15 protein-coding genes are annotated in these 17,244 nt (G+C 51.0%); 4 read left to right on the forward strand and 11 right to left on the reverse strand.

The window, feature by feature from the left end; genetic code table 11:
* Positions 1-9: 9 nt before the first annotated feature.
* The 11 genes from NSQ80_RS21400 to rpmH all read right to left on the reverse strand — a co-directional run bounded on the left by NSQ80_RS21400 (position 10) and on the right by rpmH (position 11,512).
* Positions 10-1,167 (reverse strand): aminotransferase class V-fold PLP-dependent enzyme, encoded by a 1,158-nt coding sequence (locus NSQ80_RS21400; RefSeq protein WP_036644071.1) that lies wholly within the window; start codon positions 1,165-1,167, stop codon positions 10-12.
* Between the two features lie 157 nt (positions 1,168-1,324).
* On the reverse strand, positions 1,325-2,170 hold the full coding sequence (locus NSQ80_RS21405) for a ParB/RepB/Spo0J family partition protein (RefSeq protein ID WP_009223350.1): 846 nt from the start codon (positions 2,168-2,170) through the stop codon (positions 1,325-1,327).
* A complete protein-coding gene (locus tag NSQ80_RS21410) occupies positions 2,163-2,924 on the reverse strand; it encodes an AAA family ATPase (protein WP_009223349.1) in 762 nt (253 codons plus the stop codon). The genes NSQ80_RS21405 and NSQ80_RS21410 overlap by 8 nt, the downstream gene beginning before the upstream one ends.
* Before the next feature lie 281 nt (positions 2,925-3,205).
* On the reverse strand, positions 3,206-4,030 hold the full coding sequence (noc, locus tag NSQ80_RS21415) for a nucleoid occlusion protein (protein WP_036644069.1): 825 nt from the start codon (positions 4,028-4,030) through the stop codon (positions 3,206-3,208).
* A 314-nt stretch (positions 4,031-4,344) separates the two neighbouring features.
* Positions 4,345-5,067: a 16S rRNA (guanine(527)-N(7))-methyltransferase RsmG gene (gene rsmG / locus NSQ80_RS21420; protein WP_323078360.1), complete on the reverse strand. Its 723-nt coding sequence runs from the start codon at positions 5,065-5,067 to the stop codon at positions 4,345-4,347.
* A gap of 3 nt (positions 5,068-5,070) precedes the next feature.
* Positions 5,071-6,957, reverse strand: coding sequence for a tRNA uridine-5-carboxymethylaminomethyl(34) synthesis enzyme MnmG (gene mnmG, locus NSQ80_RS21425; RefSeq protein ID WP_009223346.1), 1,887 nt, complete (start codon positions 6,955-6,957; stop codon positions 5,071-5,073).
* An 87-nt stretch (positions 6,958-7,044) separates the two neighbouring features.
* Complete coding sequence (gene mnmE / locus NSQ80_RS21430) at positions 7,045-8,424, reverse strand: tRNA uridine-5-carboxymethylaminomethyl(34) synthesis GTPase MnmE (protein WP_009223345.1); 1,380 nt, start codon at positions 8,422-8,424, stop codon at positions 7,045-7,047.
* A gap of 725 nt (positions 8,425-9,149) precedes the next feature.
* The gene (gene jag / locus NSQ80_RS21435) at positions 9,150-9,887 is read right to left on the reverse strand and encodes an RNA-binding cell elongation regulator Jag/EloR (protein WP_323078363.1); all 738 of its coding nucleotides are present in this window, start codon (positions 9,885-9,887) and stop codon (positions 9,150-9,152) included.
* Positions 9,884-10,783 carry a YidC/Oxa1 family membrane protein insertase gene (locus NSQ80_RS21440; protein ID WP_036644066.1) on the reverse strand — a complete coding sequence of 300 codons (900 nt, stop codon included), beginning with the start codon at positions 10,781-10,783 and terminating at the stop codon, positions 9,884-9,886. The genes jag and NSQ80_RS21440 overlap by 4 nt, the downstream gene beginning before the upstream one ends.
* Positions 10,784-10,858: 75 nt before the next feature.
* Positions 10,859-11,209 (reverse strand): ribonuclease P protein component, encoded by a 351-nt coding sequence (gene rnpA / locus NSQ80_RS21445; RefSeq protein WP_009223342.1) that lies wholly within the window; start codon positions 11,207-11,209, stop codon positions 10,859-10,861.
* A 168-nt stretch (positions 11,210-11,377) separates the two neighbouring features.
* Positions 11,378-11,512 carry a 50S ribosomal protein L34 gene (gene rpmH / locus NSQ80_RS21450; protein WP_009223341.1) on the reverse strand — a complete coding sequence of 45 codons (135 nt, stop codon included), beginning with the start codon at positions 11,510-11,512 and terminating at the stop codon, positions 11,378-11,380.
* A 379-nt stretch (positions 11,513-11,891) separates the two neighbouring features.
* On the opposite strand from rpmH, the gene gnd reads away from it, so the two are divergent.
* The 4 genes from gnd to gntK all read left to right on the forward strand — a co-directional run bounded on the left by gnd (position 11,892) and on the right by gntK (position 16,725).
* Positions 11,892-12,791: a phosphogluconate dehydrogenase (NAD(+)-dependent, decarboxylating) gene (gene gnd, locus NSQ80_RS21455; RefSeq protein WP_009223340.1), complete on the forward strand. Its 900-nt coding sequence runs from the start codon at positions 11,892-11,894 to the stop codon at positions 12,789-12,791.
* 128 nt (positions 12,792-12,919) lie between these two features.
* Entirely contained in the window at positions 12,920-13,591 is a 672-nt protein-coding gene (locus NSQ80_RS21460; RefSeq protein WP_009223339.1) for a GntR family transcriptional regulator, read from the forward strand.
* Between the two features lie 166 nt (positions 13,592-13,757).
* Positions 13,758-15,119, forward strand: coding sequence for a GntP family permease (locus tag NSQ80_RS21465; RefSeq protein WP_009223338.1), 1,362 nt, complete (start codon positions 13,758-13,760; stop codon positions 15,117-15,119).
* Positions 15,120-15,174: 55 nt separating this feature from the next.
* Positions 15,175-16,725 carry a gluconokinase gene (gntK, locus tag NSQ80_RS21470; RefSeq protein ID WP_339300815.1) on the forward strand — a complete coding sequence of 517 codons (1,551 nt, stop codon included), beginning with the start codon at positions 15,175-15,177 and terminating at the stop codon, positions 16,723-16,725.
* The last annotated feature ends 519 nt before the right edge of the window (positions 16,726-17,244 follow it).

Genomic DNA, 17,244 nt, shown 5'->3' on the forward strand with positions numbered 1-17,244 from the left:
TGCTTGAGATCAGTTCACCATTTTATGAATTGCATCAATTAATGTTTGAAGATCTGCCTCGGTCGTCAGATAACCTACGCTGGCGCGAACCGCTCCGCCCTCCAGCGTGCCGGCAGTTTGATGGCCTAACGGTGTGCAGTGATACCCTGCACGAACCGCGATGCCATATTCCCGATCCAGCACAAACGCGACTTCCGAGGCATCCCGTCCTTCGATTGTAAACGAGACGATACCCGTTCGAGGCTGACCGATCTCCGGACCGATCAGACGAACGCCAGGAACCTTTTGCAGTTCCTTCATTAAAAACTGGGTTAACTCCCACTCGTGACGATGAATCTGTTCCACGCCACGTTCAAGCACCATTTCTACCCCAGCACCTAACCCGGCAATCCCTGGAGTATTCACAGTGCCCGCTTCATACCGGTCAGGACGAACAGACGGCTGCTCGATTTCTTCGGATTGACTGCCAGTTCCTCCATGCATCAGCGGCTCCAGGTCAATATCCGGGTGAATATATAATCCTCCTGTACCTTGAGGTCCAAGTAGCCCTTTATGCCCTGGAAAAGCAAGCAAGTCGATCCCCATCTCTTGAACGTTTACCGGATAGCACCCTGCCGTTTGCGCAGCATCCACCATTAGAATCGCTCCGTGCGCATGAGCCATCTGGCTTAAAGCTTGAACTGGCAAAATACATCCCAACAAGTTCGAGCTGTGGGAACATACAAGTAAACGTGTGTGGGGACGGAAAAGATTCTCCACCTGCTGCAAATCTAATTGACCGCGTGGATCCACCTCAGCATAATCCACTTCGATACCTGCGGTCCGCTTCAAGAACTCAAGTGGACGCCTTACCGAATTATGTTCAACGGTTGTCGCCACCACATGATCCCCTGGTTTTAGCCATCCCTTGATGGCTAAATTTAAAGCTGAAGTTGTGCTGGAGGTCAACACAATATCATTGGGATTGGAGACCCCAAATAGCTGGGCAAGCTTGACGCGCGTGTTGTACAGCACCCTCCCCGCTTGGAGCGCCATTCCATGATTTCCACGTCCTGCATTGGCAGCTGGTCCGTTTAGTATTTCCAACATCGCTTCTCCTACCCTAGGAGGTTTTGGCCAAGATGTAGCCGCATGATCCAGATAGATAACGGATTTCTTCTCGTGCAACACGTTCCCCTCCTTAGGATCAGGTATAAGTTTGATTTGGATTTCAGCTCTATGATCCGTTCCAGTTCAATCGGATGCCAGACCAAGAAATGACATACCCTCCTTCTGAAGCCCCCCACTTTTAGGAGTTGTCCAAAAGTTAGATATGTCATTTCATTTATCCCGAAGTCAACATATCAAGCAGCCGTTGCAAATCCTGCTGGCTGTAATAGTTAATTTCGATTTTACCCTTGTCTTTATTTGCTTTAATTTTGACTGTCGTCTTATATCGTTCACGCAGACTCTCTTCTACTTCTTCGATATAGGGGTCGCGTTTCTTCCCAGCCGGTTTTGGTTTTTCCTGCTTTTTGCGATCCAGTTGTTGCACCGCATTTTCCAGATCACGAACGCTCCATTCATGATCGATACATTGCTGGGCCAACTGCTTAATCGTATCTGGATCCTTCAACCCAACCAAAGCTCGGGCATGTCCCATCGATAATGTTCCACGTGAAACACATTCCTTCACTTCATCCGGCAAGGAAAGCAACCGCAAAAAATTCGCGATATGAGAACGAGACTTCCCTACCTTCAACGAAAGCTCTTCCTGTGTTAGCTGGAATTGATCCATCAACCCTTGGTACGCAACCGCTACTTCCATCGCGTTTAGATTTTCCCGCTGCAGGTTCTCGATGAGTGCAATTTCCATGACCTGTTGATCTGAAAAACTCCGAACAACGGCCGGGATGGTTGCATTACCGCAGTATTGCGATGCACGGAACCGGCGCTCCCCTGCGATAATTTCATAACCTTTGAGTACGCTGCGTACAATAATCGGTTGAATAACCCCATGTTGCCGAATCGATTCGGCCAACTCCCGTATAGCCTCCTCATCAAAGGTCTTGCGTGGTTGATACGGGTTGGCACGAAGTTGGTTAAGTGGGATCTCTATAACCTTATCATCATCCTGAATAGACAGTGCCGGGATCAGAGCATCCAATCCTTTGCCCAATCGTTTACTCATAAGATACCACTTCCTTTGCCAACTCAAGATATACTTCCGCACCCTTCGAACGAGGGTCATACGTAATAATGGATTGACCATGGGACGGCGCTTCACTTAAACGCACATTACGTGGAATCACTGTTTTATATACCTTCTGCTGGAAGTACTTCTTAACCTCTTCAATGACTTGAATCCCCAGGTTTGTCCGAGCATCAAACATCGTTAATAAGACCCCTTCGATTTGCAGCGAAGTATTTAAATGCTTTTGAACCAATCTCACCGTATTTAATAACTGGCTAAGACCTTCCAAAGCGTAATATTCGCACTGAATAGGAATGAGTACGGAATCAGCGGCGGTCAAGGAGTTGATGGTTAGAATTCCAAGCGAAGGCGGGCAATCAATCAAAATATAATCGTATAAGTTCCGAATAGGCTGTAACGATTTCTTAAGTCTCACTTCACGCGAAATGGTTGGAACCAATTCGATTTCAGCCCCAGCCAGTTGAATTGTAGCCGGGATGATATGCAAATTTTCAATCTCCGTATGTTCAATTGCTTCCTTTGGATGAACCTCATTAATCAGTACATCATAAATGCAATTCGCAACATCCGCTTTATTAATGCCAACACCACTTGTCGTATTCCCTTGGGGGTCAATATCGATCAGCAGCACTTTCTTTCCGATGGCAGCTAGTCCCGCTCCCAAATTGACAGAAGTCGTCGTCTTCCCGACGCCCCCTTTTTGGTTCGCTATGGCGATGATTTTAGACAATCCAGTTCACCTCAATATAATAGAAGAATCTCTTTGTAGTACTCATGTACGCATTCTAGGCTGCAGCTACAAAAAGACCTATAGCAATGCGTGGTGAATACACCTGCCGGTCGATATCGATAGATGAGTAGCTATGAACCGATGTATCCATCCCATGTACATTAGGAAAATAATTATCCACATGTGCATAGAAAGTTCAGCAATCACATGTTCACAACCAATCAAGAAAGACCGAAAAAGAAGCTGACCAGAACCTCGCGGTTAGGGTCAGCGAGAGAAGTTTATGAACGTTTCGGGATCTGAATCACAATTTCATAATGATCCTCATGATCCTTTTCTTCCGTTTTAATTTGCAAACCAGAACCCGTAACCATATCAATCGACTGGCGAATCGTATTTAGAGCCAATCGAACATCCTTGGTAAAGGAGATTCGTCTCGAAGGAGACTTTTTGTTTTTGGCTACTTCCTTATAAAAGGCAATTCGGGCTTCCGTTTGTTTTACATTCAGCTCTTTGCTGATAATTTCACCCAACACCTTCAGTCGCAGCTCTTCCGAGTCCAAGGACAGCAAAGCACGCGCATGACGCTCTGTAATTTTCCGTTCCATCAGCGCATTTTTTACTTCATCCGGAAGTTGAAGCAGCCTGATCTTATTGGCGATCGTGGATTGGCTCTTCCCAAGACGTTGAGCCAAGCTCTCTTGTGTCAACTGATGCAAATCAATCAAATTTTGGTAAGCCATCGCCTCCTCAATCGAAGTCAGCCCTTCCCGTTGGAGGTTTTCGATCAAAGCGATAGAAGCGGCTTGCGAATCATTGAAATCGCGCAAGATCGCAGGAATGGACTCCAAGCCCAGCTTTTTGACGGCACGCCAGCGACGCTCTCCGGCAATGATCTCATACTTCTCATTCCGGTACCGTACGACAATCGGTTGAATCACGCCATGAGTACGAATCGTTTGGCAGAGTTCATCGATTTTCTCGTCGTCAAAGATCGTCCGCGGCTGATAAGGACTGCCGACAATTTCCCCCACCGGAATTTGTCTCACTTCATCTCCGCTATTTCGTTCGGTTAGCCCAAACAATTTAGAAAATTGTTCTTTCATTCCGTCGATTACCACCTAATTTCAAAGTGACATAAGGCCAAGCCTTACGGATCATCCCCGTGGGATGACATTGCTCTAAACGAAATGCACGTTCGTTAAGGGTTTGTCCACCAAGATAACCGTGGCCTCGGAACGTCCATCCAACCCTCAACCAACCCGATATATCTATTCTACCACTTTTTCCTCTATAATCCTATTCTCTAATTTAGAGAAGTTATAGAAAAGAAGTAAGATTTGCCTGCAAACGGACAAAAAGCCCCCTTAGCGATGTTTCACGTGGAACATTTTGCTAAGGGGGAAATTACTATGGTTGTTTAAACCAACGGCATTTTCGCTGGAATTCCCGCTTTTCGCGGATATTTTTGGGGCGTAGGGGCTGTTTTTTGAATCAGCACCAAATGGCGTTCGGAGTTTTCCAACGGGAGAGAAAATGCCGGTGTGCTGACCCATTTCCCTTTCAGCTCGGATAAACTACGGGCCGCTTCCTTCACTTCATCCTCCGGATTACTCCCCTTCATGGCTACAAATAATCCACCTGGCTTCACAAACGGTAAACAAAACTCGTTAAGTATCGCCATTCGGGCAACAGCCCGGGCTGTAACCAAATCGAAAGCGTCACGAAGATCTTCCTGGCGTCCCAAATCCTCTGCACGTCCATGAAGCAGACGCACCTGGTTCAACCCTAATTCATTCACCACATGCTGCAAGAACTGAATCCGTTTGTTTAACGAATCCACGATCGTGAGCTGTAAATGCGGAAAACAAATTTTCAGGGGAATGCCGGGGAAACCTGCTCCGGATCCAATATCCGCCATGGACTCGATCTCCCCCATCGGGACATGAAAAGCCAGGCTAATCGAATCATAAAAATGCTTGATATAGACCTGCTCCCGTTCGGTGATCCCGGTGAGGTTCATTTTTTCGTTCCAAGAGACCAATTCTTCATAATAACGTTCAAATTGCTTGAGCTGCTCCTCCGACACCTCAATGCCATGTTCCTGTAGCAGCGAGCAAAACTGGGCTTGTATCGAATCCAATGGTTACCCTCCCGCAGCCGTGACCCGGTTATAGTGCTCCAAATACACCAACAAGATGGAAATATCCGCAGGCGTAACCCCCGAAATCCGCGAGGCTTGCCCGATGGAGATCGGACGGATTTTGGACAGCTTTTGCCGCGCCTCGATGGCCAGGCCTTGAATATCGTCATAGTTGATATTTTCAGGGATCTTTTTCTTTTCCATTTTTTGTAATCTTTCAACGTGGATCAATTGCTTCTCAATATAACCGGCGTACTTGATTTGGATTTCAACTTGCTCTTGCATTTCTTCATCGAGCTCAACCTCAGATGGAGAAATCGAAGCGATATGCGCATACGTCACTTCCGGACGCCGCAAAATCGTCAGCAAATTGCTTCCGTCCTGAATCGGAGCGGAACCAATCGACTCCAGCAATGGATTGATTTCAGTTGGTCGAATCTTCGTCGTCTTCAACCGCTCAATCTCCTGCTCAACCTTCTGCTTTTTATCCAAAAACCGGGCATACCGCTCTTCCGAAATCAATCCAATTTCATACCCAAGCGGGGTCAAGCGCAAATCTGCGTTATCGTGACGGAGGAGCAACCGGTATTCCGCCCGTGAAGTCAGCAAACGGTACGGCTCGTTAGTTCCCTTGGTTACCAGGTCGTCGATCAAGACACCAATGTAGCCTTGCGAGCGGTCAAGCACAATCGGCTCTTTGCCTTGCACCTTACGCGCTGCATTAATCCCGGCCATGATGCCTTGTCCCGCCGCTTCCTCATAACCGGAAGTCCCGTTGATTTGCCCCGCCGTGAACAGACCCGGCAATCGCTTCGTCTCCAGCGAAGGCCACAGCTGGGTTGGCACGACCGCATCGTATTCAATTGCATAGCCGGTCCGCATCATTTGCACATTTTGCAAGCCAGGAACCGAACGCAGCATCTGCAACTGTACCTCTTCCGGCATGCTGGTGGAGAAGCCTTGCACGTAATATTCGGACGTATTTTTGCCTTCCGGTTCCAAGAAAATCTGATGCTTCGGCTTATCGCTGAACCGTACGATTTTGTCCTCGATGGAAGGACAGTACCGCGGACCCGTACCTTCGATGACACCCGAGAACATCGGTGCACGATGCAGGTTATCCGTAATAATCTTGTGGGTTTCCTCGGAGGTATACGTCAGCCAGCAAGGCAACTGCTCATTGTCCGAACTCTTTGTCTCATAGGAAAAAAACTTCGGCTTCTCATCCCCCGGCTGAATCTCCGTTTGCGAGAAATCAATCGAATCCTTATGGACCCGCGGCGGCGTCCCCGTCTTGAAGCGAACGAGCTCGAAGCCCAGCTCCTTCAAGTTTTGCGCCAAACGCACCGATGGCTGCTGATTGTTTGGACCACTTTCATACATCAGCTCGCCCATGATGATTTTCCCGCGCAAATACGTACCGGTTGTCAGCACCACCGCTTTCGCCCGATATTCTGCCCCGGTCTTCGTAATGACGCCCACGCACTGGCCGTCCTCTACGATCAGCTCCTCCACCATCCCTTGGAGCATCGTCAGATTCGGCTCCTTCTCCAGCGTTTCCTTCATCGCGTGCTGGTACAAGAATTTATCCGCCTGCGCGCGCAGCGCATGAACGGCCGGACCTTTCCCGGTATTCAACATCCGCATTTGGATGAACGTCTTGTCGATGTTACGGCCCATTTCGCCGCCCAGTGCATCAATCTCACGGACGACATGGCCTTTTGCCGGACCTCCAATCGAAGGATTGCACGGCATGAAAGCAACCATATCCAAATTAATCGTGACCATCAGCGTACGACAGCCCATCCGCGCTGCAGCCAATGCCGCCTCACAGCCCGCGTGCCCTGCGCCAACCACGATCACCTCATAATTTCCGGCAGCGTAACCCATCTATCGTCAACCTCCTTTACCTTACACCATTCAAACGCTATCCGTATCATCATACCATGAACAGGCGCTGCTGATACGAAAGCCTCCTTATTTCCCCAAACAAAATTGCGAAAAAATCTGATCAATCAACGCATCCGGCGCCGAATCCCCAATCACTTCACCTAATTGCTCCCAAGCCAGCCGAACATCGATCTGCAAAATATCGATCGGGATGCCGCTGTCCGCCGCTTCATAAGCGTCCGCCAGCGACTGCTTGGCCTTCTTCAGCAAAGCGATATGCCGCACGTTGCTGACATACGTCAGATCGTTGGACTCCAGCTCCCCGCCAAAGAACATCCGGGCAATGGCGTCCTCCAGATGATCCAGCCCTTCCTCCGTTTTGACCGACAATTCGACGATCGATTCCTCGGGAAAATAACGCCGGACCACCTCCCGATCCAACTGCTGCGGTAAATCAATCTTATTTAAAAGCACGATCGTGGACCGCCCCTTCAGTTGCTCCATTAAGGCGATCTCGTCCTCATGCAGCGCTTCGGCACTGTTGAGGACGAGCAGAATCAGGTCCGCTTCGCTCACTGCCGCTTTGGAGCGCTCCACGCCGATCTGCTCGACGACGTCCATCGTCTCGCGGATCCCCGCCGTGTCGAGCAGCTTCAGCGGGATATTATTGATCGTCACATATTCTTCGATCACGTCCCGGGTTGTGCCCGGGATGTCGGTGACGATCGCTTTATTTTCGCGAGCCAGGGCGTTCATCAGCGAGGATTTGCCGACATTCGGGCGGCCAACGATCGCCGTCGTAATCCCCTCGCGTAGAATCTTGCCCTGATTCGCCGTCTTCAGCAGCGCGTCGATGCCTTCCGACACCTCCGCGCACTTCTCCTTGATAAATGCCATCGTCATCGATTCCACATCATGCTCCGGATAATCGATATTCACCTCAATATGCGCCAGCGTCTCAATTAACGTGTGACGCAGCTTGCTGATTTGGCGCGACAGCTGGCCTTCGACCTGCTTTAGCGCCACGGAGAACGCCCGATCCGACTTGGAGCGGATCAGGTCAATGACCGCCTCCGCCTGCGACAGGTCGATCCGCCCGTTCAGGAACGCGCGTTTCGTGAACTCGCCCGGCTCGGCGAGGCGAATGCCGCGCTGCTGGAGCAGCAGGTCCATCACGCGTTTGACGGAGATGATCCCGCCGTGCGTACTAATCTCCACCACGTCTTCCGTGGTGAAGGAGCGCGGCGCGCGAAAGACGCTGACGAGCACCTCTTCCAGCTTCTCGCCCGTCGCCGGGTCCACGATAAAGCCATAGTGTACCGTATGGCTTTCCGCCTCCGGCAGCGCCGTCTTGGAGCGGAACAACCGCCCCACTTCGGAGATCGCCTCCGGCCCGCTGACGCGGATCACGGCGATGCCGCTTTCGCCCACCGCCGTCGATATCGCAGCAATTGTATCACTAAGCATTGGTTTCACCTCGCATGATAAATATCAAAACTATTCGTGAATTTCATAGCTCCGCTGGTCGTATGATCCTACGATCGAGGTTGCCATTGGATTGTTCTGAATAGAGAACACCCTACAAGGCTACAATCCAATAGCAAAGGCGACCACTACGTTTCTTCATACGCCCCATTCCGCTCCCAATTCACTCACCATCCAGCATCCCGCCCACATATTTCTGCTCTAACGTGAGCACATCTCCGCAGGAGACAGCGCCTCCTTGCTCGTAGTCTCTCCTAAACCGCCTGCGTCTCTTCACGCTCCCCTTCGTAGCATTCGCCCTCAAACTGGAGGAGATCTAAAAGTAGAGGCGGGCCCCGAAGGGGCGAGAAGCGACTCACACAGCCTCTGCCACACGGGTGAGCCGAAAGCAGTAGTCATGAGCAGCACGGTTTTCCAGGTAGCCCGGGTGCTCCCCAAGTAAGACGTACCTGAAGGGGGGAAAAGCGTTCCTTGCACCAACGTAGAACGCATCCCCGAAGGGGACAGCGAGCAGGAGCGACTCATTACCTCCAACGTTCTTCTCCTTTGCGGGAGAGGGCGGCAAGCCCTCGGGCGCCCTCCCTTACGGTAAGGGAGGGGTGGGGAGGGTTGAGTCCGGTAAGGGAGGCTCCCCTGGGGAGGGGCGAATCCAATATAAAAAAATGACGTCCCCCAGCTTACGCCGAGCAAACGTCATTGCGTCTCATTCATTTGCTGTGCTTCAGAGTAATAACGACCCTCCGGTTGGGCTCTTCACCTTTACTATAAGTTTTGACCTCCGGGTGATCCTGAAGTTTGGAATGAATCACTTTGCGCTCCTGCGGCGACATCGGCTCGAGCGTAACCTCTTTACGCGTTCGAACGACCCGTCCGGCCAATCTGACGGCAAGGTCCTCCAGCGTTTTCTTCCGGCGTTCCCGGAAGTTCTCGGCATCGAGGACGATACGAATAAAGCTGTCCGAATAACGATTAGCGATGATATTCGCCAAATATTGCAGAGCGTCGAGGGTTTGTCCTCTGCGCCCAATCATTAAACCTAAATCCTGGCCCGAAATGTTAAGCACGGTATGGTCTTTGCTATGGGAGACTTCGACTTTGACATCCAAGCCCATATTCTCCCCGACCTCCCGAATGAATGACGCCGCCTCCGCATAGGGATCCTTCTCGCCGCCCGCACTCTTCTCCTCCACCACGGAAGCAGATGAGTGAGGCACCGAAGGGGTCCTATTTGAGGAAGGTACTGATGCAGGTTCAGGTGCAGGTGTAGGTGGTTCAAGCAAAGTCAGCTCAACCTTCGCTTCCCTCACCCCAATCAGCCCCAGGAATCCTTTTGACGGCTGCTCTAACACGTTCACGGCGACTTTATCCTCGGTGGTGCCGAGCTTGGCCAATCCTTGTTTAACAGCATCTTCAATGGTTTTTCCCGACGTCACAATTTTATTCATTTCGATTTTTTGGCCTCCTTGGCACCTCTACCGGGATGACCGGCTTTTAGATTGGAGCCGCCCCGCTTCTTCCCTGAACTGGAAGAAGAACCGCTGCCTCCGCCTGCCGTAGCGGCAGCTGCGGACAAAGCTGGATCTTTCTTGCGGTAGATAAAGTAGTTTTGCGCGATCGTATACAGGTTACTGAAGATCCAGTACAACGGCAACGCAGCGGCGAAATTGTACGCCATCACAAAAATCAAAATCGGATAGACCCACATCATAAACGCCATCGGGCCTTGCATCCCTTGCGGGTTCATGCTCGACATCATCTTCGTTTGAATGAATGTCGTAATGGCAGCGATCGCTGGCAGGATGAACAATTTGTCAGGCTCCCCGAGCTGCAGCCACAAGAAGGAATGCTCCCGGATCGCCGAGTTGTAATAAATCGAGTTATACAGCGCAATGAACACCGGCATTTGAATGAGCAGCGGGAAACAACCCGCCATCGGATTCACCTTGTGTTCCTGAAAGAGCTTCATCGTCTCCTGCTGCTGCTTCTCTGGATTATCCTTATATTGCTCCCGGATTTTCTGGAGCTGCGGCTGAATGGCCTGCATCGCCTTGGAGCTCTTTACCTGCTTCAATGTGAGCGGGAGAATCAAAGTCCTCACGATCAGCACCATAATCAAAATCGCGATGCCATAAGCCCCGTTAAACCATTCTGCAAACGTATCCAACGCGAGCGAGAAATAGTAAACCACATTGGAGGTCCACCATGATCCGTTTGTCCTCATATCAGCCGTCGTGGTTGCCTGATGTGCATTCTGAGGCGCACAGCCTGCGAGAACCGCAACCATCACGGCCGCCAGAAGGAGAAGAAGCCATATTCTTCGGTTAGTCATCAATCGCGACACTTCAAAACCCCTCTCTTAACCTATCCATTCACCGTAAATCATAACATATTTGAAGAGACAAAGAAACAAGCCTGCCTAACGCCCGGAATCCCGCAGCAGCGAAGCTTTCCGCAGCACATGGAGCACGCTTTTTTCGAGGTCCTTATATTCCATTCCGACGGCCCCGTTCCGCACGATCAAGATCAGGTCGACATGGTCGCGAATCTCCGCTTCATGCAGCCGGACGATCTCCTTCAACATCCGCCGCATCCGGTTGCGAACGACGGCATTTCCGATTTTTTTACTGGCCGAAACCCCCAGCCGAAAACGTTCAATCTCCGGTTTATTCGACCAGTACACCACCAGTTGGCGATTCGCAAAGGATTTGCCAAACCGGTAGATCCGGTTAAAATCGGCGCGGTTTCTCAAACGAAGTTGTTTATGCACGAGCTATCTCCTTGATTCAAACTTCTACTAAGAGGTGGTTAAAAAATCAGCTGCGGCTCTACGATCACCTGATTTTCTAACAAATAGTATAGACCAAACATCGCCGCAACGATCGCACAAAGATCGAAATATAAAAAAAAGACCACCGCGGTGGTCCTTACGCACGCTTTACGCACTCAGTACTTTTCTGCCTTTGAGACGACGAGCAGCGAGAACCTTGCGGCCGTTTTTCGTGCTCATTCTTTTACGGAAACCGTGAACCTTTTTACGTTTGCTCACATTCGGTTTGAAAGTTGGTTTCATCTATCGCACCCCCTTACAGGAATATCATCATTATCTTTATGTTACCCATTTTCATATCCACAGAAAATGCCTTCATACATTTAACCATACCGCCTGGGAAAAGTCAACCGAACTTCCCCCTTCCTCCATTCTCCTTTTCCGTTATACACAATCCACAGCTTCCGTTTTGGGACCTCAACGTCCCCAGTTTTCCACAGGCTTGCCCGAGAATCACTTCGTATAGAAGTTATGCACATGTGGAAAAGTAGTTTCAACTTGATCGGACATCTTTTCACCAAAGCGCTTTCATTTTTGTAGTTTACAGCCGAATCGAATCGGAGTATAGTCAAATTGTAAGTTGTATACAAGTATACAATAATGATAGCGAGGTGTTTTATAGATGAAATTAGGCATGGTTGGGCTTGGAAAAATGGGCTTCCATCTCGTTCTGAATCTGCTGGAGCATGGACATGACGTGGTCGCCTACGATATGAATTCCCAATCCGTAACAAACGCAGCGGAGAAAGGCGCGGTTCCCGCCGCCAGCCTGAAGGAGCTCGTCAAATCATTGGAAGCACCGCGGGTCGTTTGGGTCATGGTTCCGGCCGGTCCCCCGCTGCGATCGGTTGTCGATCAGCTAACCCCGTTGCTGGAAGCGGGCGACGTCCTTATCGACGGAGGAAATTCCCATTACAAAAATTCGCTGGAACTCGCTCAGCAACTGGCGGAGCATGGGATTCGCTTCCTGGATGTCGGAACTTCCGGCGGTGTGGAAGGTGCGCAGCAAGGCGGCTGCTTTATGATTGGCGGCGAGGAAGAAGCCTTCCGTCTGGTTGAGCCCATCTTCCAGGATATCGCCGTATCTGGCGGTTATCTGTATACGGGTCCGTCCGGCAGCGGCCATTTCCTCAAAATGGTCCATAACGGGATCGAGTACGGCATGATGCAAGCAATCGCCGAAGGTTTCGAGTTGCTTGACAAAAGCCAGTACAACTACGATTTCGAGCAGGTCGCCCGGGTATGGTCGAACGGTTCGGTCATCCGCAGCTGGTTGATGGAGCTGACGCAGAACGCTTTTGCCAAGGATCCGAAGCTGGAAGGCATTCGCGGCGTGATGCACTCCTCCGGTGAAGGCAAATGGACGGTAGAGACCGCGCTGGATTTGCAAGCGAACGCGCCGGTGATCGCCATGTCGCTATTTATGCGATACCGTTCACTCCAGGAGGACACTTTCCATGGCAAGGTTGTTGCAGCGCTGCGCAACGAATTTGGCGGCCACGCGGTTGAATCAGCGAAATAACTGCTGAAAAATTGCCGAAACCTAGCGCGAGTTTCCCCCATCTTTACGATTTTCATGCTATGATCGAAGTATTTAAAACTTCACGATCATTAAGCGGGATCATATCCCTTGGATAGGAGAAATATCGCATGCAATACCCTTCTTCTTGGTTAAAAGGCAGCTCGCTTGGCGAATCGATCGCAGCGGAGCTTCGCCTGCAGATCATTAACGGTACGATCAAACCGGGCACCGTTCTGTCAGAGAACCGCATTGCCGCGGATTTCGGCACGAGCCGTTCCCCGGTTCGCGAAGCGCTGAAAACGCTCTCTAGTGAAGGGCTGATCAGCCTTCAACGCATGGGGGTGGTGGTGAATGGCCTTTGCCTGAAGGACGTCGACGAATTGTACGATGTTCGTTATTTGATCGAAAGCTTCGCCTCGCAGCGGGTGGCGGAGAATCCGGAAGCGCTGCTCGCCCCGCTCGCACAAATCATCGATAAAATGGAACTGGCCGGCAAACACCGGGATATCGCGGAATTTGCCTACCAGGATCTCTGTTTTCACGAGACAATTATCGCTGGAGCTAACCATACGCGCATCATGCATCTATGGACCAGCATCCGCCATATTGTTATGACGGTGATGCTGATTACGACGCGAGAGGTGTTGTCGCAAAGCGATGACAAAATTAACTATGTTATCGGCAAGCATCGCAAGCTGCTGCAAGGCTTGGAATCGCGTGACCCCGGGATTATCGCGCGGAACGTGGAAGAGTACTTCGCCGACTCCCACCGCACGCTGCATACGAGCCTTCCTCAATAACTAACAGAAGCGGCCTATCGGCCCTTTGCACCGGATTTATTGTCGACAAGTATACAATAATCAAATTCTGTTGGTTTTGATCATAATAAGAACAATTTCCAGCATGATCATTTATGAAAGCGCTGAACTGAACACATCAAGATGACCCTAAAGAGGAGGAATCACTTTGGATACCCTGTTTGGTATGAGCCATAATGCAACGCTTCTTTTTTGGACGCTGCTCACCATCGTATTTTTAATCGTGTTGATCTCCAAATATAAATGGAACCCCTTCGTCACGCTGCTGATCTCCGCGCTGCTGCTTGGACTTCTGGCTGGAATGAAACCGCTGGACGTCGTCAGCTCCATCACAAGCGGTCTCGGCGGAACGCTGGGCACGATCGCGATCGTCATTGGTCTCGGTACGATGCTGGGGAAAATGATGGCCGAATCCGGCGGCGCGGAGCGCATTGCCACAACGCTGGTGAATCGGTTTGGCGAGAAGCGGGTGCATTGGGCGATGATGCTCGTTGGTTTTATCGTCGGTATCCCGGTATTTTTTGAAGTTGGCGTCATTCTGCTTATTCCGATTGTTTTTACAGTTGCCAAGAAAACAAAAATGTCCCTGCTCCAAATCGGTATCCCGATTTTAGCTGGTTTGTCCACTGTACACGGACTCGTCCCGCCGCACCCGGCGCCGATGATCGCTATTGACGCGTATGGAGCAAATCTGGGCAAGACTCTGTTGTATTCGATCCTGATCGGCTTGCCGGTAGCGGTCGTAGCCGGTCCTCTGTTCGGTAAATATATCGGTAAGCGGATTGTGCTGGAACCTCCGGCCGAGCTGGCGGAGCAATTTGCCGTCAAAGGGAATCGCAAACTGCCGGGATTCGGTATCACGCTGTTTACGATTTTGCTGCCGGTCATTCTCATGCTGATTGGTTCCATTGCCGATATCCTCGATCCTGAAGCCACTCGTCCGATCACGCTGTTCTGTGAGTTTATCGGACACGAGATTATGGCGCTGCTGATCGCCGTCGTGTTCTCCTTCTTCTCGCTGGGCTACAGCCGCGGATTCAGCAAGCAGGATATCTCCAAATTCACAAGCGAATGCCTGGCGCCGATCGCCGGGATCGTGTTGATTATCGGTGCCGGCGGTGCGTTTAAGCAAGTGCTGATCAACAGCGGCGTCGGCGAAGCCATCGCGGAAATCGCCACCGGCGCGAACGTGAACCTGATTCTCTTCTCTTGGTTCGTGGCGGCCTTGATCCGTGTAGCTACCGGTTCGGCAACGGTCGCGATGACGACGGCAGCCGGCATCGTAGCTCCTGTATTGGCCATGACCCCTGGGGCCAACGTCGAATTGGCCGTGCTTGCCACCGGCGCCGGGTCGATTGTGCTTTCCCACGTTAACGATGCCGGCTTCTGGATGGTGAAGGAATTCTTTAATATGTCGGTGCCGCAAACCTTAAAGTCGTGGACCGTGATGGAAACGCTTCTGTCCGTCGTGGGATTGTTGTTGATCCTCGTGTTGAGCTTTATTTTCTAAGGTAAACCTCATTACAATGGAAATACGAAATTTTGAAGTAGAGAGAAGGTAGGTTATGGGTACCGTAACACATATGATCGGCCTCGATATCGGAACAACCAGCACGAAGGCGGTATTGTATGAACGCAACGGCCAAGTAATCGCTACGGCCAATGAGGAGTATCCGCTGTATACCCCTTCCGCTGCCGTGGCGGAGCAGGATCCGGAAGAGATTTTTGCTGCAGTGATCGCCGCGGTGGGAAAAGTGATGAAAACAGGCGGCATCGCTCCGGATCAAATCGGCTTCGTCTCCTTCAGCTCCGCAATGCACAGCGTCATCCCGCTGGATGGCGAGGGCAAACCGCTGATGCGCTGTCTCACCTGGGCGGACAACCGCAGTGCGGATTGGTCGGAGAAGCTGAAGAAGGAGCTGGGCGGACACGAGATTTACCTGCGCACCGGCACGCCAGTTCATCCGATGTCTCCGCTGACCAAGCTGCTCTGGCTGCGCCATGAGAAGGCTGACATTTTTGCACAAGCTCGCAAATTCGTCTCGATTAAGGAATATGTCTTCCTTAAGCTGTTTGGGGAGTACGTCGTCGATTATTCGATTGCGTCGGCCACCGGACTTCTGAACCTCGAACGCTTAGATTGGGATGAAGAAGCGCTGCGGATCGCCGGCATTACGCCGGAGCATCTGTCCAAGCTCGTGCCGACGACGCACGTCCTGCAAGGCCTGACGCCAGACTACGCCAGTGCCATGGGACTCGCTCCCTCCACCCGCTTCGTCATTGGCGCCAGTGACGGCGTCTTGTCCAATCTCGGGGTCGATGCCATCGACCCCGGCGTTGTCGCCGTCACGATCGGCACCAGCGGTGCAATCCGCACCGTGGTCGACCGGCCGAGAACCGATCCCAAAGGCCGGATCTTCTGCTACGCGCTGACGGATAAGCACTGGGTGATCGGGGGGCCGGTCAACAACGGCGGTGTCATCTTCCGCTGGGTGCGGGACGAATTCGCCGCTTCCGAGGTCGAAACGGCGAAACGGCTGGGGATCAGCCCGTACGACGTGCTGACCAAAATTGGCGAGCGCGTCGCTCCCGGCGCGGACGGCCTGCTCTTCCACCCCTACCTGGCCGGTGAACGAGCGCCCCTCTGGAATCCCCACGCGCGCGGCTCCTTCTTCGGGCTGACGCTGCATCATCAGAAGGAGCACATGATTCGTGCCGTGCTGGAAGGTGTCATTTACAACCTGTACACGGTGCTCCTGGCGATGGAGGAACAGATCGGGCGCCCGCAGAAAATTCAGGCCACGGGCGGCTTCGCCCGCTCCCCATTATGGCGGCAAATGATGGCTGATATCTTCGACCAACAAGTCGTCATTCCGGAGAGCTTTGAGAGCTCCTGCTTAGGGGCCGTGGTACTTGGTCTGTATGCTTTGGGAGAGATTGATTCCTTCGAAGTCGTCAAGGAAATGGTTGGCGGCACCCACGAACACTCGCCCATTCCGGAGCATGCGGCGATTTATAAGCAGCTGCTGCCGATCTACATCCGCATCTCGCGGAAGCTGGAGGAAGATTACGAGGCGATTGCCAAGTTCCAGCAACAACAACAATCTGAGCAGTAAGACGCTCTTACATCCATATAAAACGAATCCGACCGTCCCTATGGGGCGGTCGGATTTTTATTTTCTATATAATAAGCAAAGCTTGCTCTCTATCCCGGACGGTTGAATTATTCACAGCCGAAACTCGAAGATTGATGAGAGATCAGAATAAGTTGTGAATATTTTTTATGAGATTTTGCAGCTGTCTGTCGAATTTTAAACAATTTATAAACAATATGTAGTGGTGTGAATGAGAATTATGCACAAGTTATTGAATTTGTGGATAAAAGCCGAGAGCTCATTGAAAAACAAGCCTTCTTTTGCTATGATTATATTGTTTTCGTTGTGAATATCTCTGTTTATCCGCTGATTTATTAACAGGTTGTGGATAACATTGTGAACAATTCGAAAATTATTTATTTTATAATGATGCTACTTTACTGAACATTGGGGATAAAATTCCCCTTTATTTATGTTTATTTCGACTTCTTTCTGCATGGCTTAAGCCACAATTGGAAGATTTAAAAGGAGTGACAGTCT

The sequence above is a fragment of the Paenibacillus sp. FSL K6-2441 genome (genome assembly GCF_037964765.1).
Classification (GTDB): domain Bacteria; phylum Bacillota; class Bacilli; order Paenibacillales; family Paenibacillaceae; genus Fontibacillus; species Fontibacillus phoenicis.